Source organism: Klebsiella sp. KPN54798 (assembly GCF_021184225.1).
Taxonomy (GTDB): Bacteria; Pseudomonadota; Gammaproteobacteria; order Enterobacterales; family Enterobacteriaceae; genus Klebsiella; species Klebsiella pneumoniae.
The window spans coordinates 1,682,992-1,709,265 of record NZ_CP089234.1 but is presented as its reverse complement, the minus strand read 5'-3'; the positions used below and the strand labels follow the sequence as shown (position 1 = coordinate 1,709,265).

Genomic DNA, 26,274 nt, shown 5'->3' with positions numbered 1-26,274 from the left:
GCTTCCATGCCGGCTTATGGAGAGAAAAACTGACTGCGTCCTGCAGCGCTATCACACTCTCTCCCCTGTTTTCAGCATTCAGCCTTATAAACTAAACGGTATTTCTATCCCTGCGCTGGCGCCAACGTCATCGCTGTCGCTGTTGTTAGCGTTGGTGTACCACAAAGAAGTGTTTAGTCGAACCGATTGATAAACATCCCCACTCCAGCCTAGCTGTACTCCCTTTAGGGTATCAGATTGAGGGAATGCTTTATTAATCAATTGATTTTCTGGGTTAACTTTGGCGTATACCAGACGCGTGCTCCAGCGCTGGTTATCCTCCGTTATGATCTCAATTTTTCCGGCAAATAATTGGCCATCCCCACCCATGGCATCACCTAGTGAATAGCCCTGCTGATAATAACCATCCGTATAGATATGATGCCAATAACTATACCCTGTTCTGTTCATATTCGTACGAGTATCATGCGCTTCAATATACCAGTTCACCGCATCTTTACCCCAACCGTGGTGTCCTTCCACCCCTCCCAGGAACATATTCGCCGATGGTAAGTAGCCAGATTCATCCTCGCCAACCATCTGCCCATAGAAGCTAACTGGCCAACCCAAGGTCGGCTCCAGCTTGAATTTAAAATCAAAGCCTGCCAACTGGTTTCCCGGCTCATTCTCTGTCCCGGTATTATCTTTGCCAGTCAAACCATCCCAAAAGCTACTAAAAGATTCTGGTCGACCTTCCCCCCCCACTGCATAATGCGAGACGCACCTAATTCTAACGACTGGAATGGCGTGAAGGTGAAACGGCCGCCGATAATTTTAGTATGTGGCACAGCGGTGTACTGATTCATTTGGCTGGCGGAGATCTGGTACTGCCATGGCCCCACCCAGCGCAGCCACCAAGTCTCTGGTGCCGCCTGCTCGGCCCGCTGCATCAGGAAGCCAGTCATTGGCCGCATGGCATCCCCGCGGATCAGGCTCCCTTCATAGCCCGGTCCCCACCATTGGGGTACCTGACCGAAGGAGAGCCACTGGTTCCAGAACTTCACCGCACCGTAGGCGCCGTTAGCGTTGAAGCGTGATCCGTTGCTGATCCGCTCCCCCCCTTCGACGTTGCCCTGCAGGTGAACATCCCACCACTCGCCGCTGTTGTTGAACGCCAGGCCTAACGAGTTATCCGCTGGCTGTGTCTGACCAAACCCCTGCGGAGTGCCCGGTTGATCGGTTGAAGTGTAGCCGGTGACCCGGAAATCCGCTTTTAAGGCAGACAGTCGCTGGTTAATTCGGGCCAGTACCACTTGCTCAGATGAATAGGACGGCTTGGCCTTTTTAAGCGCCCGGGCGATCTCTTCCTGGCTTAGCGGCCATGTCGACAGGCTCAGATGGATGACCCCGCGATCGGAAAGCCAGGCCAGGTCGTTACGCAAGTCGTTGTCATTTACCACTAACCCGGCCGCGTAAGCCTGGGCTCCCAGTGAGGAAAGCAAACCCAACGTAACGGCAATGCGCGCAATTTTTATCATTGTACAAGATCCATTTTCAGCCCCGCTGTTGTTTCTCAATGAGAATGAGGGGAATACCAAGATAGAAAGCGCTCGCGGCACCAGCTGACTTCGCTGTGCAACACCGGCGAGGCAAGTACATTTACCCTAAGCTGCTTGTTAACCTTTATAACACCCACCCAGCTCACAATGTAGGCGAATTTTACCGTACAGGCTATCGATGAGACGGGAATGTTGGTGAACAGGCGATATCAGCAGCCGCTCCTGACCTCTTTATAGGGATACCTGATGAGCATGATAGATATCTTATGGCGTTAATCACCCAGATTGCATCGATTTTTATAGCCGTTCAGAGTTGGAATTTTGTACAGCAGAAGGTGATTTCAGCGACGCTACCGCCCCTGGCTTAACAGCTACCAGCGCACTGACTACCTGAACGGCGTATTTAATCGGCCTTTGGGTCATAAATTGGTCAGGCCTTTATTTTTTGCGGCGTTAAGTCTACGGGATTTCGGTCACAATTGGGAGTCTTACTGCCGAATATTTGCCAATTAATCCCACCCGCTGTTTATTAGCGAAAAATAAGCGTCTCGCCAATAAAGATTATTTATTGCTCTTATCCACCGAACCTCTGCCTGGCGAAGCTATGCCGGCTCAGACACGGATAACTCTCTGTAAAAAAAGACCTTTTTCATCACGCTTACGTCATTTCAAAATCAGATGATGACGCTACAGTCAACTACAAATTCTAATAGTTTCTCGATGCAGGATTATTCATCCAACGTGGAACAGGTGCTCTCTAAACGCATTTAAGAAACGTCTGATCACAGCTATATCCACGTAAACTGACACTAACAATGTAGTAGCACTTCATTATTTCATAAATATGAATTATCAATTACCGGATATATAGTAGATTATTTTCTTATTTGTCTAATTAACCGGCGAAAACTTAATTTCCCCTGTAAAACAAATGGCGACTACCAGACCTGCTTGTGCAGATCGGTACGCGTAAAGGGTTTATCCAGCGGCCCCACCGCGGTGGCAATTTGTCCCAGCAGGGACTGAGTCGGCGCTTTGCTGCCGCTATGTAACAGGATAAGAGGGACCATCACCAGGCATGCAACACCGCCCCATGAGATATTCACGCTTTCCGGAGCAGAGGTACGTTTTTGCAACACCAGGAACAAAGCGCTGCCAGCAGCGCCCAGCAGCAGGCCGGCAATCACTTCCGAGACGGAATGCGCATGGATGACCAGCCGTGAATACCCCACCACAGCGGCCAGAATATAGCCGGTGGCGACAGCTGCTTTTTGCAAACCCGCGGAAAAACGGGCGCTGAGCAGCCACAGGAAGATAGGCCAGAAGGCCGCGGAGAGCGCGGAGTGGCCACTGAAGCCGGTATAATCCAGCTCGCGAATGCCCAGCCCCCAGCCCATAAAGGCCAGTTTAGAGGCGCAGACGATAGCGCCGGTGATGCCGAACAGCAAACTCCACTGCCACGCCAGCAACCGCGACGTTTTACGCAGCATCAAGACAATAAACAGCGCCGCTGCGCTGGGCAGCAAGACGGTGCTATCGCCAAAAAATGAGATGAGTTGCCAGTTCATATACCTGTGATCCTTCGATGATGTCCACTGCCGTGCTCAGGGATTATCCGTAATGTCTGTACCAGCTCGCATGCCAATTCATTTCACATTTTTATGCATGCAAGTGAGATGTTTAAAGCGGAAACATGATCGCAGTCAAGTTTTATTTTTGGCTGTCGTTGACCGCTTTCCCTTCGCTTTAGGAATTGTCGCACTAAGTGACTATTCATAAAGCATTATTGCCGCTACTCCGACCATTGCACCACAGAGGCCAGAGACAAACTACCAGAAGTCTCCGAAGCCATACGTTTCTTTACAATCGTTATAACATTCGCGTTATGAATAATTTCTGCATAACGTTATGAGCGGCAGGACGAATGCTTCAGACTTGCCGCTCGGTTTCAGGCTGGCGCTCAGGCCAGCAGTTTTTTAATACTTTCGCGGAATTTGGCGCCTTCTTTCAGGTTACGCATCCCGTAGGTGACGAAGGCCTGCATGTAGCCCATTTTCTTCCCGCAGTCGTAGCTTTCGCCGGTCATCAGCATCGCGTCGACGGACTGCTTCTTCGCCAGTTCGGCAATGGCGTCGGTCAGCTGGATACGGCCCCATGCGCCCGGCTCGGTACGTTCCAGTTCGGCCCAGATATCCGCCGACAGCACGTAGCGCCCCACCGCCATCAGATCGGAGTCCAGGGTCTGCGGTTCGTCCGGTTTTTCAATAAACTCGACGATACGCGCCACCTGGCCTTCAGCCACCATCGGCTCTTTGGTCTGGATGACGGAGTATTCGGAGAGATCGCCCGGCATGCGTTTCGCCAGCACCTGGCTGCGGCCGGTCTCGTTAAAGCGGGCGATCATAGCGGCGAGGTTATAGCGCAGCGGGTCAGCGGTGCCGCCGTCAAGGATGATATCCGGCAGGACCACCACAAACGGGTTGTCGCCGACTACCGGGCGGGCGCAGAGGATAGAGTGGCCCAGGCCCAGCGGCTGCGCCTGACGCACGTTCATGATGGTCACGCCCGGCGGGCAAATGGCCTGCACTTCCGCCAGTAGCTGGCGCTTCACGCGCTGTTCCAGCAGGGCTTCCAGCTCGTAGGAGGTGTCGAAGTGGTTTTCCACCGCGTTCTTCGAGGAGTGCGTCACCAGAACAATCTCTTTGATCCCGGCGGCGACGATTTCGTCAACGATGTACTGAATCATTGGCTTATCAACGATCGGCAGCATCTCCTTTGGAATTGCCTTTGTGGCCGGCAGCATATGCATGCCTAGTCCTGCGACCGGAATAACCGCTTTCAAATTCGCCATATTCATCTTCACCTGTTTGGTTGCAAAACACGCGGTTTTGCAAAATTGTACATGTCACAAATCCATTGGAACTGATAATACACGGATACTGCCCGGGCATCTGCCCGCCAAATTCTTAAATTCACTGTCACGTAAAAGAATACACACAACTCCCTTTTACCAACAGTTAGAAGTGAGAATAATCTTATTTTCGTTCAGGTTATTCAGCGGCTCGTTCCTTTGCGCCGCGCGATGTGGCTGAGAGGCCCGTCTATCGGGGTCTGTTGGCCGCCGGCCCCGCCGCACCGCGCGTATGCCCGGAAAGAATAGATAGAGATAATAAATTTCGCCAGGCAATATATTTCAGCATAAACAGCCGGATATGACGACATATTAGCCTGAATCCGCGGCGGTGAACTGCGATTCGCCCTATTCTGCACTCACTTCATAATATGAATTATGCTGGTTTTGTGAGCGGGCTTCGCGCTTCGCTTCTGCTCTGCGCATCCGCGCTCGCCGTGACGAACCGCGGGAGGAAGCCCTTTTGCCGCCCTCGCTGAAACGCAGCGGAAAAAGTTCTGATATCGGCAAGCTTATTCCATGGTCGCCGCCATGGTGTTATTTTTTCACTGTTCTTTTCCGGAACAAAATTCTTATCGGTTCGCTTAATCCGCTGGAAATATATCCATCCACGGCAGGGCGATATCCGCGTCGTTATTGCATTTTAGACTCATCTTATCCATGATCGTGGTAACACATACCGCAGTCGTACAGGTTTTAATACATATGGAATGGATTGCCGATCCGTCAATCTGGGCAGGTCTCGTCACGCTGGTGGTTATCGAACTGGTGTTGGGTATCGATAACCTGGTCTTTATCGCTATCCTCGCCGAGAAGCTCCCTCCCGCCCAGCGCGACCGCGCGCGGATCACTGGCCTGATGCTGGCGATGGTCATGCGTCTTCTGCTGCTGGCCTCTATCTCCTGGCTGGTCACCCTGACCAAACCGCTGATTGTTTTTCACGACTTCAGCTTTAGCGCCCGCGATTTAATTATGCTGTTTGGCGGCCTGTTTCTGCTGTTTAAAGCGACCGTCGAGCTTAATGAGCGGCTGGAGGGGAAAGACAGCGATAACCCCACCCAGCGCAAAGGGGCGAAATTCTGGGCCGTCGTGGCGCAGATCGTGGTGCTCGACGCCATCTTCTCGCTCGACTCGGTGATCACCGCCGTCGGCATGGTTGATCACCTGGCGGTGATGATGGCCGCGGTGGTTATCGCCATCAGCCTGATGCTGATGGCCAGCAAGGCGCTGACGCGCTTCGTTAACAGCCACCCGACCATCGTGATCCTCTGTCTGAGCTTCCTGCTGATGATCGGCTTCAGTCTGATTGCTGAAGGCTTCAGCTTTATTATTCCGAAAGGCTATCTATATGCGGCCATTGGCTTCTCGGTCATGATTGAAGCCCTTAACCAGCTGGCGCAGTTTAACCGCCGTCGCTTCCTCTCCGCCAATATGACGCTGCGTCAGCGCACTACCGAAGCGGTGATGAATCTGCTGAGCGGGCAGAAAGAAAAAGCTGAACTGGATGCTGACACGGCGTCGCTGGTCGCCGATCAGGATCAACATCCTCTGTTTAATCCGCAGGAACGACTGATGATTGAGCGGGTGCTGAACCTTAATCAGCGCAGCGTCAGCAGTATTATGACGTCGCGCCATGATATCGAGCGCATCAACCTCAGCGCGCCGGAGGAAGAGATCCGCAGCCTGGTGGAGAAAAATCAGCATACCCGTCTGGTGGTCACCGGCGGGAAAGATAATGAAGATCTGCTGGGGGTGGTGCATGTTATTGACCTGCTCCAGCAGTCCCTGCGTCAGGAGCCGCTGGATCTGCAGGCGCTGGTGCGTCAACCGCTGGTCTTTCCGGAGGGGCTGCCGCTCCTCTCGGCGCTCGAGCAGTTCCGCCAGGCCCGCACCCATTTTGCCTTTGTGGTCGATGAGTTTGGTTCCGTCGAGGGGATTGTGACCCTCAGCGACGTGATGGAGACCATCGCCGGTAATCTGCCCAATGAGGTGGAGGAGATCGATGCCCGGCACGATATTCAGCATCATCAGGACGGCTCATGGACGGTTAACGGCCATATGCCGCTGGAGGATCTGGTGCAGTACGTTCCGCTGCCGCTGGATGATAAACGGGAGTACCACACCGTCGCCGGTCTGCTGATGGAGTATCTGCAGCATGTGCCGCAGGTGGGGGAAACCATTGAGATTGACGGCTATACCCTGCGCACGCTGCAGGTTGACAGCCATCGGGTGCAGAAGGTGCAGATCGTCCCGCCGGTAAAGCAGGATGAGCTGGATTATGAGGTGTAATCGTCAGGCATAAAACGGCCCGGGGTATCCCGGGCCGTAAAATTGATAGCCAGATATCCTGTTTAATGCCTGATGGCGCTTCGCTTATCAGGCCTACGGGATGGCGAACTAATCGGGGGATGACACCCACCGTATAATCCAGGCCGGGTCAGGCGTAGCCGCCACACTGCCGATGGCGCTTCGCTTATCAGGCCTACGGGATGGCGAACTAATCGGGGTATGACACCCACCGTATAATCCAGACCGGGTCAGGCGTAGCTGCCACACTGCCTGATGGCGCTTCGCTTATCAGGCCTACGGGATGGCGAACTAATCGGGGATGACACCCACCGTATAATCCAGGCCGGGTCAGACGCAGCCGCCACACTGCCTGATGGCGCTTCGCTTATCAGGCCTACGGGATGGCGAACTAATCGGGTATGTCACCCTCCGTATAATCCAGGCCGGGTCAGGCGTAGCTGCCACACTGCCTGATGGCGCTGCGCTTATCAGGCCTACGGGATGGCGAACTAATCGGGGTATGACACCCACCGTATAATCCAGACCGGGTCAGGCGCAGCCGCCACCCGGCATCATTGTGACATTACGCTTTGACGATAAACACAGCCCGGAAACTTCCGGGCCGCGGTGGTAGGAATTACAGCTTATCGAGCAGCTTTTTGGCATCGTTGCCGTCTTTGCTGCCTTTATTACGCTCAACCCAGTCGTTGAGGCGCTGCTTCGCTTCATCCTGCAGCTGTTTGCGCAGGATCTGATCGACCTGCAGACTGTAGCTCAGCGACTGCCACTCGCCGTAGATGCGCAGCGGGATAGCGGTCTGTTTCAGACGGTCGATAAGCTTGCCCTCCCCTTTCCAGCCGCCGAGCACACGCACGTTGAAGCGCATATCGCAGTTCTCTTTCTGCAGATCGAGCTGTCCTTCGCCGGTCATCGCCATCACGTCGGACTGCCCCTGCAGGCGGTTCAGCGTCACCAGCCCGTTATCCAGCGTCAGCCGGCTGCTCACGGAATCCAGGCGGGTGGCATTGTCGTAATTTTCCTGCGCCCGCACGTTGGTGCTGCGCTCCACGGCCTGCTGCACCAGCTGCTGGAAGTTCAGCCCTTCGGTGCGGGTATCGGCCATCTGGAGCTGAGCCTGTCCCTGCCAGTGGCGACGGAAATCATCGGCGTCAATGCGCGTTCCGGAAAATTCGCCGCTCAGCGACAGCTTGCCGGTCAGGTTTAAGGAATAGTTAAAGGCTTTGATCAGCGAACCGATCTCCACATTCTGCAGCGCCGGCTGGAACGTCGCCAGCGGCGTGTCGCCGCGGGCATCCAGGGTGCCAGGGAGAGAGAGCTGCCCGCCGTCAAGATTGCCCTGCATTTTGCTGACCGTCAGCAGCCCCTGCTGGTTGCTGATTTCGCTCTGCACCTGGGTGAAGTTCAGACCGCGCCACTGCAGCTGGTCGGCGCTCAGGGCCATTCGGCCGTTGAAGCCGCGCAGGCTCTGGTAATCTTCGCGCTCATCGCTGTCGGCGATCACCGGGCGCATCGGTCGCGTCTGACTCTGGCCCTGCTGACTGGCGCTACTGTCCGTCGCCGGCGACCTTTGCGCCAGCAGACTATCGAGATCGAGAGTGGTGGCGTGCAAATCCAGCGACCAGTCCGGGCGATCCCCCAGCACCACGCTGCCGCTGCCGGTAACGGTGCTGCGGTTAGCCATCAGATTCAGGTTGTCAAAACGCAGGGTCTTGTCATCTTCCTGCCAGCTGGCCTGCAGACTCCCCTGACCATTAATGCCGTCCGGTGGGAGCTCGGCGCCGCGCAGCTGCCAGCTAAGCTGGGTAAAGTCGGCTTTTAAGGAGTGCGGATAATCGCCGCCCTGCACGGTGGCGGAGAAGTTCAGCGCCAGGTCGCGCTGGTCGCGGTTCACCCGGCCGGAGAAATCCACGGTGGCCCGGTGATTCTCATCCTGCTCCATCTGCAGACGGATATCGCGCACGGTCACCTGCTCGCCGTTCTCGTGCTGGAAGAAGAGCACGCTGTCGGCCACCTGCAGCTGACGCACATCGTAGGACCATCCGCGATCCTCCGGGGCCAGCGGCAGGGTGTTGTCATGCGGCACCACCGGCGCTGAGCTGTCGCGAACCGCCTCGGTTTTCGGGGTCAGCTGGATCACCGCGCCCTTGAGCATCACCTCCTTCACCTGCAGCTGATGCGAGAGCAGCGGCAGCAGCGCCACGTCGAGGCGCATATTGTCGGCGCGGATCACCGGCTCTTCGGCGCCTCGGGCGGTCAGCGTCATCCGTCCGCTGAGAATGCTGAGCTGCGGCCAGACGTGCCAGCGCAGCGGGCCATCAAGGTCAAGCTGATAACCGCTGCGCTCTGCCACCTCATGCACCATATAGGCGCGAAAATCGTTGGGATTGACCAGCAATACCAACGAGGTAAGCCCGGCGACAATGACCGCCAGCAGGATCATCAGCGTTGTCAGTATTCGTCTCATGGCACCCTCAGCAACACCCCGTTGACGTTATCAATCCTTGTCGATTCGGCTCGCCACCGCGCCCTGCTGGTCGCGATATTTGGCGTCTTCACGGCGGTTATACGGCCGGGCCGCCGGGCCCGATAACGGTTCAAAGCTCAGCGCGCCGATGGGCATCCCCGGGCGCAGCGCCAGCGGCAGCTTACCGGAGTTGTAAAACTCAAGCACGATGCAGCCGGACCAGCCTGGATCGATACGGTGCGCGGTAACGTGCACCATCAGCCCCAGGCGCGCCAGCGAGGAGCGTCCGTCCAGCCAGCCTACCAGGTCGGCAGGCAGGGTGACAGACTCGTAGGTCACCGCCAGCGCCAGTTCGCCCGGATGCAGGAAAAAGGCTTCCCCTTCCGGCAGGACGATCTCTTCGCTCATCACCCGGTCCAGCGCGGCGCTGACCTCGGCCTTCGGGCCGCTTAAATCGATAAACGGCGCCGTGTGGCCACGGAAGGTGCGAAATTTATTACCCAGCCGTACATCAACCGTCGCGCCATTAATACGCTCAACGGGCGGACGCGGATTGATGGCGAGTCGCCCTTCATCCAACCAGGCTTCGATATCTCGGTCACACAGACGCATGGGCTTTCTCCTTATAAGGCTGCTTCCCGCACGCTTCGCGGCGGAGAGGGCAACAGGGCTACTCTTTGCACGTTACACAATTCGGCCAGGTTATTCAAAGAACTGACTGATTTTGGCCTTCAGAATATCAATAGCGATGCGGTTTTTGCCGCCGCGCGGCACGATGATGTCGGCATACTGCTTCGACGGTTCAATAAACTGCAGGAACATCGGGCGCACGGTTTTCTGATACTGGGCCATCACCGAGTCCATGGAGCGGCCGCGCTCGTTAACGTCGCGCTTAATACGGCGCATCAGGCAAATATCGAGAGGGGTGTCGACGAAAATAGAGAAGTTGAGCTCGTTACGCAGGCGCGCATCGGTCAGCAGCAGGATCCCTTCAAGGATAATCACCTTCTTCGGCTCGACGTGAATGGTGTTCGGCGTGCGGGTATGCTCGACGTAGCTATAGACCGGCAGTTCAATCGGCTGGCCGCTTTTCAGCATCTGCAAATGCTGGAACAACAGACTGTGGTCCATTGAGCTCGGGTGGTCATAGTTGGTTTTGACGCGCTCTTCCATCGACAGATGGCTTTGATCTTTGTAATAGCTGTCTTCCGGAATGACGCCAATATGTTCGTCGCCAACTTGTTCACGCAATTCGCGATAGAGAGTACTGGCGATAAGACTTTTGCCAGAAGCCGATGCGCCGGCGATGCCTACAATGACGCACTGATGGGACATATCAGTCATAAATTTTTGCGACCTGATTAACCTGGATAGAGATGGAGGGTGGCGGCGGACCGCCAAACGCGGCAATTATAGGGATTTCAGCGTCCCGATACCAGTGGTATGCGCCCCGGGCGGCTATTCCGCCGCCGGCGCCCAGTCATCGGTATACCAGATATGCAACAGCGCGTAGGATCGCATCGGCTGCCAGCGGCGGGCATAGCGGGCGATGGCGGCCGGGGTCATTCCCGGAAAGCGCTGTTTAATCAGGTAATCATCTGGCAAAAAGATATCTTTCGCCTGCCAGCCGCGCAGGGCAAAGTAGTTTGCCGTCCAGCGGCCAATCCCAGGCAGGGTCTGCAGTTGACGCAGCCCGGCGTCAATATCCGCCGGCGCCGTCAGGGGCAGCTCGCCGCTGAGCGCCGCCCGGGCGAGGTGGATCAGCGCCTCCGCGCGTCGCAGCGGCATCCCCAGCGCCTTCAGCGCCTGCGGATCGGCCCGGGACAGCGCCTCTGGCGTCGGGAACAAGACATATCCAGGCGCCTCCGCCAGCGGTTCGCCCCAGCCAGCCGCCACTTTGGCGGTGAGCCGGGCGGCCATCGCCACGCTCACCAGCTGGCCCAGCACCGCGCGCACCGCCTGCTCGAAGGCATCCAGCGCCCCCGGCAGGCGCAGCCCCGGCCGCGCCTGCGCCAGGTCGCCCAGCGTGCGAGCGACCTGCCGCGGGTCGCAGGCTAAATCAAACAGCTGGCCAATTCGCGCATAGCAGATCTCCGCCACCGGCTGCAGTCCCGGGGAAAGGGTCACCCGCAGGCCCTGCGCCTCTTCGTCCGGCGCCAGATGAATCAGCCCGCGGTGGCCTTCCACGCCAAAGCTGCGGCTGTAGCCCCCATCGTGAAAACGCTCGACGCCGGCAACCGCGCGCGCCTGCAGAAAACCAACCATCCACGCCCAGTCATAGGGCGGGGTCCAGGGTAACAGCACCATAAGCTCTCCTTTATATAGCGTTTCAATGATAGTCGCCCTTGACCATCAGCGCCTTGCTTTTAAATTCCGGTTGTCGGCATGGCGACGATCCGCTAAAGTCGCCCCCCTTCTTCACCGGCATGGGGATTTTGCAGACGATGTTTATTGGTTTTGACTACGGCACCGCCAACTGTTCGGTGGCCGTGATGCGGGAAAATACCCCCCAGCTGTTAACGCTGGAAAACGGCAGCGCCCTGTTGCCCTCCATGCTCTGCGCGCCGACGCGCGAAGCGGTCAGCGAGTGGCTCTATCGCCATCATGATGTCCCCACCCACAGCGACGAAAACCAGGCGCTGCTGCGTCGGGCCATTGCAGCCAACCGCGACGAAGACATCGAGGTGCTGCGCAACAGCGTGCAGTTCGGTCTCGCCTCGCTGCAGCAGTATGTTGAAGATCCGGAAGAGGTCTACTTCGTTAAATCGCCCAAATCCTTCCTCGGCGCCAGCGGGCTGAAGCCGCAGCAGGTGGCCCTGTTTGAAGACCTGGTCTGCGCCATGATGCTGCATATCAAGCTGCAGGCCGAAAGCCAGCTGCCCGAGCAGATCGACCAGGCGGTGATTGGCCGACCGATTAACTTCCAGGGCCTCGGCGGCGATGAGGCGAACGCCCAGGCGCAGGGGATCCTTGAGCGGGCCGCCCACCGCGCCGGTTTCCGCGATGTGGTCTTTCAGTTTGAACCGGTGGCCGCCGGGCTCGATTTCGAAGCGACCCTCAGTGAAGAAAAGCGGGTGCTGGTCGTCGATATCGGCGGCGGGACCACCGACTGCTCCCTGCTGCTGATGGGCCCGCAGTGGCGGGAGCGCGCCGACCGACAGCAGAGCCTGCTCGGCCACAGCGGCTGCCGCATCGGCGGTAACGATCTCGACATTGCCCTGGCCTTCAAATGCCTGATGCCCCTCCTCGGCATGGGCGGCGAAACGGAAAAAGGCACCGCGCTGCCGATCCTCCCGTGGTGGAACGCGGTGGCGATCAACGACGTGCCGGCGCAGAGCGATTTCTACAGCACCGCCAACGGCCGCCTGCTGAACGATCTGCTGCGCAGCGCCCGGGATGCCGACAAGGTGGCTCTGCTGCTGAAGGTCTGGCGCCAGCGTCTCAGCTATCGTCTGGTGCGCAGCGCCGAAGAGAGCAAAATCGCCCTCTCCAGAGCCGCCAGCGTCGAAACCGCGCTGCCGTTTATTCAGGACGATCTGGCCACCGCCATCGCCCAGCAGGGTCTGGAAGCCGCGCTGGATCAGCCCCTGACCCGCATTATGGAACAGGTGCAGCTCGCGCTCGACAGCAGCCAGACCACCCCGGATGTGATCTATCTTACCGGCGGCAGCGCCCGTTCGCCGCTGATCAAAAAGGCGCTGGCCGCTCAGCTGCCGGGTATTCCGCTGGCCGGCGGCGATGATTTTGGCTCGGTGACCGCCGGGCTGGCCCGCTGGGCGCAGGTGGTTTTCCGCTAGCCCTCGCCCGGCGCTGCCGCGCAGCAGGTCTGTCCTGATCCTGGCGCTGCAGATTACGCTGGAATATTCCTGGTCTCCCACGCAAAATGGCCTGTTCGTCCGGACAGGCCTGTCCACTCTCCCCCGCTTCCGGGGGCGTATTATCCATACCGTAGCCAGACGTCTGCGGTCAGTAATCTTTGCATGCCGCAAGGGGGCGTGATTGAAAAGGGTGTCTGCGATCTTCGCGGCGGTCCGGCGTTGCCGGCCGCGGCTCCTGGCAGGCTGGCTGCTCAGCTGTGGATTACTCTTGCTGCTGGTCGCCCCGCAGGCGCAGGCGGCGACGCGCCAGGTGGGGATTGATATTCCGGTCCAGTGGTACGCCGACGACAGCGGCCAGATGACCCTCGATCGCTTTGCCGCCCTGCCCGCAGACCAGCTCGCCACCACCCGGCAGATCCCCTCCTTTGGTTATTCGCGAAAAACCTGGTGGCTGCGCAGCGAGCTGCCGGGCACGTGGTTTGCCGGGGAGCCGCGTTGGCTGCAGCTGGGCCCCACTTTCGTCGACCATCTGACCATTTACTACCGGCCACTGGGCAGCGATGGCCCGTGGACGCAGCGCATCTTTGGCGATCGCGACGGCGCCCGCGGAAGCGATCTGCATTATCGGGAAAGGGTGCTGATACTGCCCCCTCCGCCAACCGACGCCGGCTATGAGCTGGTCTTTCGCCTGCAGAGCACCAGCACCCTGATCCTGCTGGCCTCGCTCTCCTCTGCGCAGGCGTTTGTGCAGCGGGCCACCGCTGACACCGCTTTCTGGAGCTTCTACTTCGGCCTGGCCGCTGTGGCCAGCGGTGTGGCGCTTTGGCTGGCGCTGGCCCTGCGCCGGCGTCTGCTATGGGGGATCTGTCTTTTCTCGCTCAATTATCCGCTGGTGGCCGCTCTGCACGGCTTCCCGGAGTGGTTCTTCGGCCACGCCGCGCTGCCCTTCCAGGATTTTATGATCAGTAGCCTCTCGCTGTTCAGCTATGCCACCGCCCTCTGGCTGCACAGCGAGATTTTTGATCTGAAGAAGAATATGCCGCGACTTCATCAGCTGCTGATTGCCGCCGTGATACTCAACCTGGTGCTGCAGGTCAGTATTCCGCTCGGGTTTTACGGCTTCGCGATGCAGATTGAAGGGGTAGTATTCATCATTATCACCCCGGTGCTGCTGTTCACCTCCTGGTGGCTGTGGCGCAAAAAAGCTATCGACCGTACCACCCTGCTGCTGGGTCTGCTGCCGCCGTTCTATGTCGCCGCCGCGGTGCTGGTGCAGTTGTCGATCCATGGGATTATCCCGTTCCATATGGCGATCTATTCCCTCTGGCAGTACGCGCTGATCGTCCACATCATTACGGTGCTGATCATTGCCATTCTGCGGGTGCGTGCTGAAAACCGCCAGCTGGAGCAGAAGCAGCGCCTGGCGCGCGAACTGCAGATTGAGCGTGAAGCCAGCTTCCACCAGCGGCAGTTTATGGGCATGGTGGCGCACGAATTCCGCACCCCGCTGGCGGTGATCCAGGCGGCGCTGGAGAATCTTCGCCTCTCGGCGGCCTCGACCAGCCAGGAGGCGCGCTTCGATCGCATTGGCCGCGCCGCCACCCGCCTGGTGCAGCTCACCGATAACTGCCTTGCCGACGCCCGGCTCGCCTCCCACGATCTGCACGTCGAGCGCCAGCAGACCGCCCTGCTGACGGTGATCAACATGGCCGCCTCGGTGGTGGCCATCTCCCATGATCACTACCTAAACATCCGCCAGCACGGCGCGGTGGAAAGCCCGCAGCTGCAGGCCGATGCCGGCCTGCTGTGCATCGCCATCGCTAATCTGCTGGATAACGCCGTCAAGTATTCGCCCCCCGGTGAAATCGCCATCGATATTCATTCCGATGCCGGGCAAACGGAGCTACGCATTCGCGACCACGGCCCGGGACTCCCTGCCGGACAGGCGGAACTGATCTTTGAGCGCTACCGCCGCGGCGAGCACACATCGCCGGTGCCAGGCGGCACTGGTCTCGGACTGTATGTTGCGCGTCAGATAGTGCAGGCTCATGATGGCAAACTGTGGCTGGCCGAGCATGGCCCGGACGGCTGCACCTTTATTCTCACCCTCCCCACTGTTACTTAAGAGGAGAACGACGTATGGCTTTACGGCTGGCGATAATTGAAGATAACGCCGATCTGCTGGATGAACTGCTGGCCTGGCTGGGCTATCGCGGCTTCGAGGTGTGGGGGACGCGTAGCGCCGAAGCCTTCTGGCGGCAACTGCACAGCCATCCGGTGGATATCGTGCTGGTTGATATCGGCCTGCCCGGCGAGGATGGCTTCAGCGTACTGAACTATCTGCATGAGCTGGGGCACTACGGTCTGGTGGTGGTCAGCGCCCGCGGTCAGCAACAGGATAAACTGCAGGCGCTGAGCCTTGGGGCCGATGCCTATCTGATCAAACCGGTAAACTTCGCCCATCTTGCCGAGACCCTCACCGCCCTCGGCGCGCGCCTGCGCCAGGACCGTCCGGCGGCTCCGCCTGCGGAGGCGATCGGCACGCCGCCGGCCGTCTCCCCCGGCAGCTGGCGTCTGCACGAGGATAAACTGATTTCACCCGACGCCCGGACGCTGGAGTTAACCCAGCAGGAATATCGCCTGGTGGAGCTCCTGATGCGCAATCGCAACGAAGTGTGCAGCAAACTGGATCTCCATGCCTGCCTGTTTTCCCATGAAAGCGAGCCTGACCTGCACCGGATCGACGTGGTGGTTAGCCGCCTGCGTCACAAGGCACGCCAGCAGGGGATCCACCTGCCCGTTCGCGCAATCTTTGGTAAGGGACTGGCCTTTATTTCCTGAACGACGGGGCGCGTCGGCGGCCGCGCGGGATATAAAAAACTCGTAAGTGTTAATTTTTCTCATTTTCTGAGAGAAATGAGAGGAATGAGACTGACGATGACCTTAAGAACTTTCTTATAGTGCTAGCACATCAGGATGATGGCGTAAGATTTTCACGGGACAGAAAAGCATATAACAAAACGTATTAGCCGTTCGCGGCAAATTCTGACACCATGCAACACAATCAGGGTAAAAACGATGGCCATGCAAACGTGGTTAGTTTTATTGCTATGCATTTTTTTCTTCAGCATCTCTGTATACAGTTTTATTTCCTATCTGAAAGACAGGAGGCGGCAGAAATTTACTTTTAACGATAAGCGTTCGATGCGTCGTAAATAATTCACTTTAAAATAATAAAAAATTATTGTAGGTACTTTTATATCTTCAACACACCGCATACGCCCGGAGGATTTGTCACAGCATGGCGTTATGTTTTGCGTAAGGAAATAACGCCATGAGAAACATTAATGTCACCATCAACACCCGCAACGCCTTTGTCCGTGAATCGCTGGTGGCCATGGTCAATGACCTCACGCAGGGCGAAATACGGGCGCGTTTTTCCTGGCGTAACACCGATCTGTCAGCTGAAGATATCATTATCTGCGAAGTGATCCCCGGGGAAATATACCTGTGTAATACCCTGATTAAGAACAGAAAAAGAGGAAGCTCGCTGATTATCCTCCATAGCTATGACCAGCTGCCGGAAGATGAGTTCATGATTAACTGCCTGAAAGGGGTCATTTTTGTTTCGCTAAAAACGGCCAGTATTCCGCAATTGCTGACGATCATTAAAAGCGAGCTCCAGCATTGTATGACCCCCACGGCTACCGACGCCGCAGGCCGGGAACTCAGCTGCGCCAGCTGTCCGCATCGCGTGTTATCGCGATCGCAGACCGCCGTAGCGCACGGTATTCTCGAAGGGCTGGATATGAGTAAAATCGCCGCGCTGCAGCGTGTGAGTCCCCGCACCGCCGCCTATCATAAGAATAAGATCATGGAAAAATACAGCCTGAATAATAATCATGAATTTTTCCAGTTTATGAATCTTTTACGTGAGCGCTGGTAGGCAAACAGCAGCACAAAAAAAATAAGATATTGACCTGGCTATATTGTCGTAAATCCGAAAATAGTCGCAGGATGCTAAAAAATATCCAGCGCTGGCGGACATAACGTTAAACTCTGCGCTTCCTCGGTATAAAGACGTTACCGCCCGTCTTTATATAATAAAAAACACGCTACACGAGGAAAACTGATACTTCGTCACATTGCCCCTGACGTGCCTGTCAGGGGTCTTTTTTTCCGTGTGGAATAGCGCCCTCAGTGAAAGGGCGCGGCAGGATCAGGCTTCCGCTTTCTCCACTTCCCAGTCCGGCTGCGCTTCCTCGTCGGTCAGCAACCCTTCATTTTTCGACAGCATCGCGGTGGCGATGCCATTACCCAGCACGTTGATGGCAGAGCGCCCCATGTCGAGGAAATGGTCGATACCCATCAGCAGAAGGATCCCGGCGACCGGTATATTGAAGCTGGGGATCGTCGCCGCCAGCACCACCAGCGCAGAACGCGGCACCCCGGCGATACCTTTCGAGGCCAGCATCAGGGTCAGCATCATGACCGTAATCTCGCTAAAGCTCAGCGGCACGTTATAGGCCTGGGCGATAAACATCGCGGCGAAGGAGCAGTAGACCATCGAGCCAACGAGGTTGAACGAGTAGCCAATCGGCAGGACGAACGAGACGATATTGCGCGAGCAGCCAAACTTCACCAGTCGCTCAAGGGTCTTCGGATAGGCCGCTTCCGAGCTGCTGGTGGTAAAGGCCACCAGCACCGGATCTTTCAGCATGTTCAGCAGGCGGAAAACCTCTTTTTTCAGCACCATATAGCCGACGGCAATCAGCACCGCGCTGGTCAACAGCACCGCCAGGTAGTAGCCGCCGATGAACGAAGCATAGTTGAGCAGGATCCCCAGCCCCTGGGAGGCAATCACCGACGAGATGGCGGCGAAGATGGCCAGCGGCGCAACGTACATCACATAGCCCGTCACCTTCAGCATAATGTGCGACACCACGTTAAGGGCCGCCACCAGCGGAGCATTAAACTTCTCCCCCAGCGACGCGCCGGCGATGCCGAAGAACATCGAGAACACCACGATCTGCAGGATCTCGTTGTTGGCCATCGCCTCGGTGATGCTGGTGGGGATGGTGTGCGACAGGAACCCTTTCAGGCTCATGCCGCTGACCGCCAGGCCGGTATCCACCGCCTCTTTCGGCACCGCCAGGTTTAACCCGGCGCCCGGGTGCTGGAAGGTGACGATCACCAGCCCGACGAGAATGGATAATACCGAGGAGGTGATGAACCAGACCATCGCCTTGCCGCCTACCCGGCCGATGGTCGCCGTCTCGCCGAGGCGCATAATGCCGACCGTCAGGGTGCTGAACACCAACGGCGCGATGACCATTTTGATCAACCGCAGAAACAGATCGGTGAGCAGCGTAATATTGTCCGCCCAGGCGGAAACGGTGGTTGGCGTCGCGTAGGCATGGATAGCCGCGCCGGAGAGGATCCCCATCAGCATAAAAACGACGATGAAGAGCGTGAGTTTGTTTGCGTTTGCCACAGCAATGACCCCTGATTATTTAACATGTTGATTTTTAAGTGCATATTTTATTATTATGGGAATGCACTGATTTATTCACCGCATAAATCTAATTAAAGCCCCCGCGGATACAACTATTTTTTGCTTTTTTAAACTAAAAGTTGATATCACCCCGGATATCGGCCGCGGGAGCGCCCGGCGTCGCGGCGGTTATCCAGACATTTCTCAACCTTCTTTTCATAATTCCTCCATTTTTACGGCCCCTTCCCTCACTAAACTAGTATCATTCAGCGAAACGCTTCAGGATGAGACCGTAAACTAATGAAAGGCAGTAACATACGTCGTTGGGGCGCCGCGCTGGCGGTAGTGATTATCGCCGGGGCCGCCTACTGGTTCTGGCACGATCGCGGGACGAGCGGCAGCGGGGCTCCCGCCGCCGGGCAGGGCCCGCAGGGGCCGGGCGGCGCACGCCATGGCCGCTTTGGCGCCGCGCTGGCGCCGGTGCAGGCGGCCACCGCCACCGAAGAAGCGGTCCCGCGCTATCTCACCGGGCTGGGTACGGTGACGGCGGCCAATACCGTCACCGTCCGCAGCCGGGTCGACGGCCAACTGCTGAGCCTTCACTTCCAGGAGGGTCAGCAGGTCAAAGCCGGCGACCTGCTGGCGCAGATCGACCCCAGCCAGTTTAAAGTCGCCCTCGCCCAGGCGCAGGGTCAGCTGGCGAAAGATCAGGCCACCCTCGCCAACGCCCGCCGCGATCTCGCTCGTTACCAGCAGCTGGTGAAGACCAACCTCGTCTCCCGCCAGGAGCTCGACACTCAGCAGTCGCTGGTGGTGGAATCCGCCGGCACGGTGAAAGCTGATGAAGCGGCCGTCGCCAGCGCCCAGCTGCAGCTCGACTGGACCCGCATTACCGCGCCAATTGACGGCCGCGTCGGCTTAAAGCAGGTCGATATCGGCAACCAGATCTCCAGCGGGGATACCACCGGGATCGTGGTCCTTACCCAGACGCACCCGATCGACGTGGTCTTTACCCTGCCGGAAAGCAGCATCGCCACGGTGGTGCAGGCGCAGAAAGCGGGCAAAACGCTCAGCGTCGAAGCCTGGGATCGCACCAATAAGCAGAAAGTCAGCGTCGGCGAGCTGCTGAGCCTCGATAACCAGATCGATGCGACCACCGGGACCATCAAGCTGAAGGCGCGCTTTAGCAATCTGGACGACGCGCTGTTCCCCAATCAGTTCGTTAACGCCCGCCTGCTGGTGGACACCCAGCAGAACGCGGTGGTGATCCCTGCCGCCGCGCTGCAGATGGGCAACGAAGGACATTTCGTATGGGTGCTGAACGATGAGAATAAGGTCAGCAAACACAGCGTGACGCCCGGCATCCAGGACAGCCAGAAAGTAGTCATCAGCGCCGGGCTTTCCGCCGGAGATCGCGTGGTCACCGACGGGATTGACCGCCTGACCGAGGGAGCGAAGGTAGAAGTTGTCACCGCCAGCAGCGGCGAGCAGGCGCAGCCCGCCCCGCGCCAGAGCGGTAAACACGGAGCGCGTTCCTGATGCAGGTGTTACCTCCAGGCCGCACCGGCGGCCCGTCCCGGCTGTTTATTATGCGTCCGGTGGCCACCACTCTGCTGATGGTGGCTATCCTGCTGGCCGGGATCATCGGCTACCGCTTTCTGCCGGTCTCCGCCCTGCCGGAGGTCGATTACCCGACCATTCAGGTAGTCACCCTCTATCCGGGCGCCAGCCCGGACGTGGTGACCTCCGCCATCACCGCCCCGCTGGAGCGCCAGTTCGGCCAGATGTCCGGCCTTAAGCAGATGTCGTCGCAAAGCTCCGGCGGCGCCTCGGTAGTCACGCTGCAGTTCCAGCTGACCCTGCCGCTGGACGTCGCCGAGCAGGAAGTGCAGGCGGCCATTAACGCCGCCACCAATCTGCTGCCGAGCGATCTGCCCAACCCGCCGGTCTACAGCAAGGTGAACCCGGCGGATCCGCCGATCATGACCCTCGCCGTCACCTCCTCCGCCATCCCGATGACCCAGGTTGAGGATATGGTGGAGACCCGGGTGGCGCAGAAGATCTCCCAGGTTTCCGGCGTCGGTCTGGTGACCCTCGCCGGCGGCCAGCGCCCGGCGGTGCGGGTGAAGCTTAACGCCCAGGCCATCGCCGCCCTCGGCCTGACCAGCGAAACCGTGCGCACCGCTATCACCAGCGCCAACGTTAACTCCGCGAAAGGCAGCCTCGACGGCCCGGCCCGCGCGGTGACGCTTTCCGCTAACGATCAGATGCAGTCCGCTGAGGATTATCGCCGGCTGATTATCGCTTATCAGAACGGGGCGCCGATCCGGCTCGGCGATGTCGCCAGCGTCGAACAAGGGGCCGAAAACAGCTGGCTCGGGGCATGGGCCAACCAGCAGCGGGCCATCGTGATGAACGTCCAGCGCCAGCCGGGGGCCAACATCATCGACACCGCCGACAGCATTCGCCAGATGCTGCCGCAGCTCACCGAGAGCCTGCCGAAATCGGTGAAGGTGCAGGTCCTCTCCGACCGGACCACCAACATCCGCGCCTCGGTGCGCGACACCCAGTTTGAGCTGATGCTGGCCATCGCCCTGGTGGTGATGATCATCTATCTGTTCCTGCGCAACGTGCCGGCGACCATTATTCCCGGCGTCGCGGTGCCGCTGTCGCTGGTGGGCACTTTCGCGGTGATGGTGTTCCTCGACTTTTCGATCAATAACCTGACGCTGATGGCCCTGACCATCGCCACCGGCTTCGTGGTGGATGATGCCATCGTGGTGATCGAGAACATCTCGCGCTATATCGAAAAAGGCGAGAAGCCGCTGGCCGCCGCGCTGAAGGGCGCGGGGGAGATCGGCTTCACCATCATCTCCCTCACCTTCTCGCTGATCGCGGTGCTGATCCCGCTGCTGTTTATGGGCGATATCGTCGGCCGCCTGTTCCGCGAATTCGCCGTCACCCTTGCCGTCGCTATTCTTATCTCGGCGGTGGTCTCCCTGACCCTGACGCCGATGATGTGCGCTCGTATGCTAAGCCACGAATCGCTGCGCAAGCAGAACCGATTCTCGCGGGCCAGCGAGCGTTTCTTCGAACGGGTGATCGCCGTCTATGGCCGCTGGCTGAGCCGGGTGCTGAACCATCCGTGGCTGACGCTCGGCGTCGCCCTGAGCACCCTGGCGCTGTCGATTATCCTGTGGGTCTTTATCCCGAAAGGCTTTTTCCCGATCCAGGATAACGGCATTATCCAGGGTACCCTCCAGGCGCCGCAGTCGGTCTCCTTCGCCAGCATGGCCGAGCGCCAGCGGCAGGTGGCCAGCATTATCCTTAAGGATCCGGCGGTGGAGAGTCTGACCTCCTTCGTCGGCGTCGACGGCACCAACCCGGCGCTGAACAGCGCCCGTCTGCAGATCAACCTCAAGCCGCTGGATGAACGCGATGACCGCGTCCAGACGGTGATTAGCCGTCTGCAGCAGGCGGTGGACGGCGTCCCCGGCGTGGCGCTCTACCTGCAGCCGACCCAGGACCTGACCATCGACACCACGGTGAGCCGCACCCAGTATCAATTCACCCTGCAGGCAAACTCCCTCGAGGCGCTGAGCACCTGGGTGCCGCCGCTGCTCAGCCGCCTGCAGGCCCAGCCGCAGCTGGCCGACGTCAGCAGCGACTGGCAGGACAAAGGCCTGGCCGCCTATATCAAGGTGGATCGCGACAGCGCCAGCCGCCTCGGCATCTCAATGGCCGATGTCGATAACGCGCTGTACAACGCCTTCGGCCAGCGGCTGATCTCCACTATTTACACTCAGGCGAATCAGTATCGCGTGGTGCTCGAGCAGGATACCGAGGCGACGCCGGGCCTGGCGGCGCTGGAGAATATCCGCCTCACCAGCAGCGACGGCGGCATCGTGCCGTTGACCGCCATCGCCACGGTGGAGCAGCGCTTTACCCCGCTGTCAGTGAACCACCTCGATCAGTTCCCGGTGACCACCATCTCGTTTAACGTCCCGAACAACTACTCGCTGGGCGAAGCGGTGGAGGCGATCCTCGCCGCCGAACAGTCGCTGGATTTCCCGACCGATATTCGCACCCAGTTCCAGGGCAGCTCGCTGGCCTTCCAGTCGGCGCTCGGCAGCACCGTCTGGCTGGTGGTCGCCGCGGTGGTGGCGATGTATATCGTGCTGGGGGTGCTGTACGAGAGCTTTATCCATCCGATTACGATTCTCTCCACCCTGCCCACCGCCGGGGTCGGGGCGCTGCTGGCGCTGTGGCTGGCGGGCAGCGAGCTGGACGTGATCGCCATCATCGGCATCATTCTGCTGATCGGCATCGTGAAGAAGAACGCCATCATGATGATCGACTTCGCGCTGGCCGCTGAGCGCGAGCAGGGCATGCCGCCGCGGGAAGCGATCTACCAGGCCTGTCTGCTGCGTTTTCGGCCGATCCTGATGACCACCCTCGCCGCCCTGCTCGGCGCCCTGCCGCTGATGCTGAGCACCGGCGTTGGCGCCGAGCTGCGGCGTCCGCTGGGGATCGGCATGGTCGGCGGTCTGATGCTCAGCCAGGTGCTGACCCTGTTCACCACCCCGGTGATCTATCTGCTGTTCGACCGCCTGTCGCTGCACCTGAAGCGCCGCTTCCCGCGTCAGGAAGAGGAGGCGTAAGTGAAGTTTTTCGCCCTCTTCATTTACCGCCCGGTGGCGACGATCCTCATCTCGCTGGCCATCACCCTGTGCGGCATTCTCGGCTTCCGGCTGCTGCCGGTAGCCCCGCTGCCGCAGGTGGACTTCCCGGTGATCATGGTTAGCGCCTCGCTGCCGGGAGCCTCGCCGGAGACCATGGCCTCGTCGGTGGCCACCCCGCTGGAGCGCTCCCTGGGGCGGATTGCCGGGGTCAATGAGATGACCTCCTCCAGCTCGCTGGGCAGTACGCGCATCATTCTTGAGTTTAACTTCGACCGCGATATCAACGGCGCGGCGCGCGACGTTCAGGCGGCGATCAACGCCGCGCAAAGCCTGCTGCCGAGCGGAATGCCCAGCCGGCCGACCTATCGCAAAGCCAATCCGTCGGATGCGCCGATCATGATCCTGACGCTGACCTCGGACACCTACTCCCAGGGTGAGCTGTATGATTTCGCCTCCACCCAGCTGGCGCAGACCATCGCGCAGATCGACGGCGTGGGCGATGTCGACGTCGGCGGCAGTTCCCTGCCGGCGGTGCGCGTCGACCTCAACCCGCAGGCGCTGTTCAACCAGGGCGTGTCGCTGGACGCGGTGCGCACCGCCATCAGCGACGCCAACGTGCGCAAACCGCAGGGGGCGCTGGAGGACAGCGCGCACCGCTGGCAGGTGCAGACCAACGATGAGCTGAAGACCGCCGCCGACTATCAGCCGCTGATCGTCCACTACCAGAATGGCGCCGCGGTGCGGCTGGGAGATGTCGCCACCGTCTCGGATTCGGTGCAGGACGTACGCAACGCCGGGATGACCAACGCCAAACCGGCGATCCTGCTGATGATCCGCAAACTGCCGGAAGCCAATATTATCCAGACGGTGGACAGCATCCGCGCCCGCCTGCCGGAGCTGCAGCAGACCATTCCGGCGGCTATCGACCTGCAGATCGCCCAGGACCGCTCGCCGACCATCCGCGCCTCGCTGGAGGAGGTGGAGCAGACGCTGGTGATTTCGGTGGCGCTGGTGATCCTCGTGGTGTTCCTGTTCCTGCGCTCGGGGCGCGCCACGCTGATCCCGGCCGTCGCCGTCCCGGTATCCTTAATCGGCACCTTCGCCGCGATGTATTTGTGCGGCTTCAGCCTCAATAACCTGTCGCTGATGGCCCTGACCATCGCCACCGGCTTCGTGGTGGATGACGCTATCGTGGTGCTGGAGAATATCTCCCGCCATCTGGAGGCGGGGATGAAACCGCTGCAGGCGGCGCTGCAGGGGAGCCGCGAGGTGGGCTTTACCGTGCTGTCGATGAGCCTGTCGCTGGTGGCGGTGTTCCTGCCGCTGCTGCTGATGGGCGGCCTGCCCGGCCGCCTGCTGCGCGAGTTCGCCGTCACCCTGTCGGTGGCGATCGGCATCTCGCTGGCGGTCTCCCTCACCCTGACGCCGATGATGTGCGGCTGGCTGCTGAAAAGCGGCAAGCCCCACCAGCCGACGCGCAACCGCGGCTTTGGCCGCCTGCTGGTGGCCGTGCAGGGCGGCTATGGTAAATCGTTAAAATGGGTGCTGAAGCATAGCCGGCTGACCGGCCTGGTGGTGCTCGGCACCATCGCCCTCAGCGTCTGGCTCTACATTTCGATCCCGAAAACCTTCTTCCCGGAGCAGGACACCGGGGTGCTGATGGGCGGCATTCAGGCCGACCAGAGCATCTCCTTCCAGGCGATGCGCGGCAAGCTGCAGGACTTTATGAAGATCATTCGCGAAGATCCGGCGGTGGATAACGTCACCGGCTTTACCGGCGGCTCGCGGGTCAACAGCGGGATGATGTTTATCACCCTCAAGCCGCGCGACCAGCGCCACGAGACGGCGCAGCAGGTGATCGACCGGCTGCGCAAAAAGCTGGCCAACGAGCCCGGGGCCAACCTGTTCCTGATGGCGGTGCAGGATATCCGCGTCGGCGGCCGGCAGTCGAACGCCAGCTATCAGTACACCCTGCTGTCCGACGACCTGTCGGCGCTGCGCGAGTGGGAGCCGAAGATCCGCAAAGCGCTGGCGGCGCTGCCGGAGCTGGCGGACGTCAACTCGGATCAGCAGGACAATGGCGCCGAAATGGACCTGGTCTATGACCGGGATACCATGTCGCGCCTCGGCATCAGCGTCCAGGACGCCAACAACCTGCTGAACAACGCCTTTGGCCAGCGGCAGATCTCTACCATCTACCAGCCGCTCAACCAGTATAAGGTGGTGATGGAGGTGGATCCGGCCTACACCCAGGACGTCAGCGCCCTGGATAAGATGTTCGTCATTAACAGCGACGGCAAGCCGATCCCGCTGGCCTACTTCGCCAAATGGCAGCCGGCCAATGCCCCGCTGTCGGTGAACCACCAGGGGCTGTCGGCGGCATCCACTATCTCCTTTAACCTGCCCACCGGCCGCTCGCTGTCGGAAGCCAGCGAGGCCATTGACCGCGCGATGACCCAGCTCGGGGTGCCGTCGAGCGTGCGCGGCTCCTTTGCCGGTACCGCTCAGGTGTTCCAGCAGACCATGAACGCGCAGGTAATCCTGATCCTCGCGGCTATCGCCACGGTCTATATCGTGCTGGGGGTGCTATATGAGAGCTATGTGCATCCGTTGACCATCCTCTCGACGCTGCCCTCCGCCGGGGTGGGCGCTCTGCTGGCGCTGGAGATCTTCGATGCCCCGTTCAGCCTAATCGCCCTGATTGGGATTATGTTATTAATTGGCATCGTTAAGAAAAACGCCATCATGATGGTTGATTTTGCCCTGGAGGCGCAGCGTAACGGCAACCTGACGCCGGAAGAGGCGATTTTCCAGGCCTGCCTGCTGCGTTTCCGGCCGATTATGATGACCACCCTCGCCGCGCTGTTCGGCGCCCTGCCGCTGGTGCTCTCCGGGGGCGATGGCTCTGAGCTGCGCCAGCCGCTGGGGATCACCATCGTCGGCGGTCTGGTGATGAGCCAGCTGTTAACGCTCTACACCACGCCGGTGGTCTATCTTTTCTTTGACCGTCTGCGGCTGCGTTTTTCGCGTCACTCCTCTCAACCGGTAAGCGAATAA

Annotated in this window: 15 protein-coding genes and 3 pseudogenes; 10 read left to right on the top strand and 8 right to left on the bottom strand. The window is 59.2% G+C overall.

The genetic code is table 11. The annotated features are described in order from the left end of the window. Positions 1-84 precede the first annotated feature (84 nt). Positions 85-1,517 (bottom strand): annotated as a pseudogene (locus LPQ25_RS08305) (capsule assembly Wzi family protein). Between the two features lie 287 nt (positions 1,518-1,804). On the opposite strand from LPQ25_RS08305, the pseudogene LPQ25_RS27370 reads away from it, so the two are divergent. Further along, positions 1,805-1,932 (top strand): annotated as a pseudogene (locus tag LPQ25_RS27370) (hypothetical protein). A 544-nt stretch (positions 1,933-2,476) separates the two neighbouring features. Here the strand turns inward: LPQ25_RS27370 and LPQ25_RS08300 are convergent. Together LPQ25_RS08300 and galF are read right to left on the bottom strand one after the other, a co-directional pair. Continuing rightward, entirely contained in the window at positions 2,477-3,106 is a 630-nt protein-coding gene (locus tag LPQ25_RS08300; protein WP_014907219.1) for a phosphatase PAP2 family protein, read from the bottom strand. A gap of 315 nt (positions 3,107-3,421) precedes the next feature. Next, a pseudogene (galF, locus tag LPQ25_RS08295) lies at positions 3,422-4,395 on the bottom strand (GalU regulator GalF). 759 nt (positions 4,396-5,154) lie between these two features. On the opposite strand from galF, the gene LPQ25_RS08290 reads away from it, so the two are divergent. After that, complete coding sequence (locus tag LPQ25_RS08290; protein WP_004151147.1) at positions 5,155-6,738, top strand: TerC family protein; 1,584 nt, start codon at positions 5,155-5,157, stop codon at positions 6,736-6,738. Between the two features lie 637 nt (positions 6,739-7,375). Here LPQ25_RS08290 and asmA read toward each other — a convergent pair. From asmA to alkA, 4 genes are all read right to left on the bottom strand, one after another. Continuing rightward, positions 7,376-9,223: an outer membrane assembly protein AsmA gene (gene asmA / locus LPQ25_RS08285; RefSeq protein WP_014907218.1), complete on the bottom strand. Its 1,848-nt coding sequence runs from the start codon at positions 9,221-9,223 to the stop codon at positions 7,376-7,378. 30 nt (positions 9,224-9,253) lie between these two features. Further along, a complete protein-coding gene (gene dcd / locus LPQ25_RS08280; RefSeq protein ID WP_004151145.1) occupies positions 9,254-9,835 on the bottom strand; it encodes a dCTP deaminase in 582 nt (193 codons plus the stop codon). 90 nt (positions 9,836-9,925) lie between these two features. Continuing rightward, entirely contained in the window at positions 9,926-10,567 is a 642-nt protein-coding gene (gene udk, locus LPQ25_RS08275; RefSeq protein ID WP_002912442.1) for a uridine kinase, read from the bottom strand. Positions 10,568-10,681: 114 nt separating this feature from the next. Next, a complete protein-coding gene (gene alkA / locus LPQ25_RS08270) occupies positions 10,682-11,530 on the bottom strand; it encodes a DNA-3-methyladenine glycosylase 2 (RefSeq protein WP_004213673.1) in 849 nt (282 codons plus the stop codon). 137 nt (positions 11,531-11,667) lie between these two features. Between alkA and yegD the strand changes: the two genes are divergently transcribed. The 5 genes from yegD to LPQ25_RS08245 all read left to right on the top strand — a co-directional run bounded on the left by yegD (position 11,668) and on the right by LPQ25_RS08245 (position 16,987). Beyond that, positions 11,668-13,020 (top strand): molecular chaperone, encoded by a 1,353-nt coding sequence (gene yegD / locus LPQ25_RS08265; RefSeq protein WP_048336775.1) that lies wholly within the window; start codon positions 11,668-11,670, stop codon positions 13,018-13,020. A gap of 289 nt (positions 13,021-13,309) precedes the next feature. Further along, positions 13,310-15,166 (top strand): sensor histidine kinase, encoded by a 1,857-nt coding sequence (locus LPQ25_RS08260; RefSeq protein WP_014907216.1) that lies wholly within the window; start codon positions 13,310-13,312, stop codon positions 15,164-15,166. Positions 15,167-15,180: 14 nt separating this feature from the next. Beyond that, complete coding sequence (locus LPQ25_RS08255; RefSeq protein ID WP_004198790.1) at positions 15,181-15,882, top strand: response regulator transcription factor; 702 nt, start codon at positions 15,181-15,183, stop codon at positions 15,880-15,882. 237 nt (positions 15,883-16,119) lie between these two features. Continuing rightward, on the top strand, positions 16,120-16,260 hold the full coding sequence (locus LPQ25_RS08250; RefSeq protein ID WP_004146563.1) for a small membrane protein: 141 nt from the start codon (positions 16,120-16,122) through the stop codon (positions 16,258-16,260). Between the two features lie 115 nt (positions 16,261-16,375). Further along, positions 16,376-16,987: a helix-turn-helix transcriptional regulator gene (locus LPQ25_RS08245; RefSeq protein ID WP_014907215.1), complete on the top strand. Its 612-nt coding sequence runs from the start codon at positions 16,376-16,378 to the stop codon at positions 16,985-16,987. Between the two features lie 273 nt (positions 16,988-17,260). On the opposite strand, the gene LPQ25_RS08240 is transcribed toward LPQ25_RS08245, so the two are convergent. Then, positions 17,261-18,493, bottom strand: coding sequence for a dicarboxylate/amino acid:cation symporter (locus tag LPQ25_RS08240; protein ID WP_004233249.1), 1,233 nt, complete (start codon positions 18,491-18,493; stop codon positions 17,261-17,263). 342 nt (positions 18,494-18,835) lie between these two features. On the opposite strand from LPQ25_RS08240, the gene LPQ25_RS08235 reads away from it, so the two are divergent. Genes LPQ25_RS08235 through mdtC form a run of 3 tightly spaced genes read left to right on the top strand, consistent with a single transcriptional unit; the run spans position 18,836 to position 26,274 of the window. Next, positions 18,836-20,074: an MdtA/MuxA family multidrug efflux RND transporter periplasmic adaptor subunit gene (locus tag LPQ25_RS08235; protein ID WP_004890806.1), complete on the top strand. Its 1,239-nt coding sequence runs from the start codon at positions 18,836-18,838 to the stop codon at positions 20,072-20,074. Then, the gene (locus tag LPQ25_RS08230) at positions 20,074-23,196 is read left to right on the top strand and encodes an MdtB/MuxB family multidrug efflux RND transporter permease subunit (protein ID WP_014907214.1); all 3,123 of its coding nucleotides are present in this window, start codon (positions 20,074-20,076) and stop codon (positions 23,194-23,196) included. The genes LPQ25_RS08235 and LPQ25_RS08230 overlap by 1 nt, the downstream gene beginning before the upstream one ends. Further along, on the top strand, positions 23,197-26,274 hold the full coding sequence (gene mdtC / locus LPQ25_RS08225) for a multidrug efflux RND transporter permease subunit MdtC (RefSeq protein WP_002912617.1): 3,078 nt from the start codon (positions 23,197-23,199) through the stop codon (positions 26,272-26,274). It abuts the gene before it with no gap.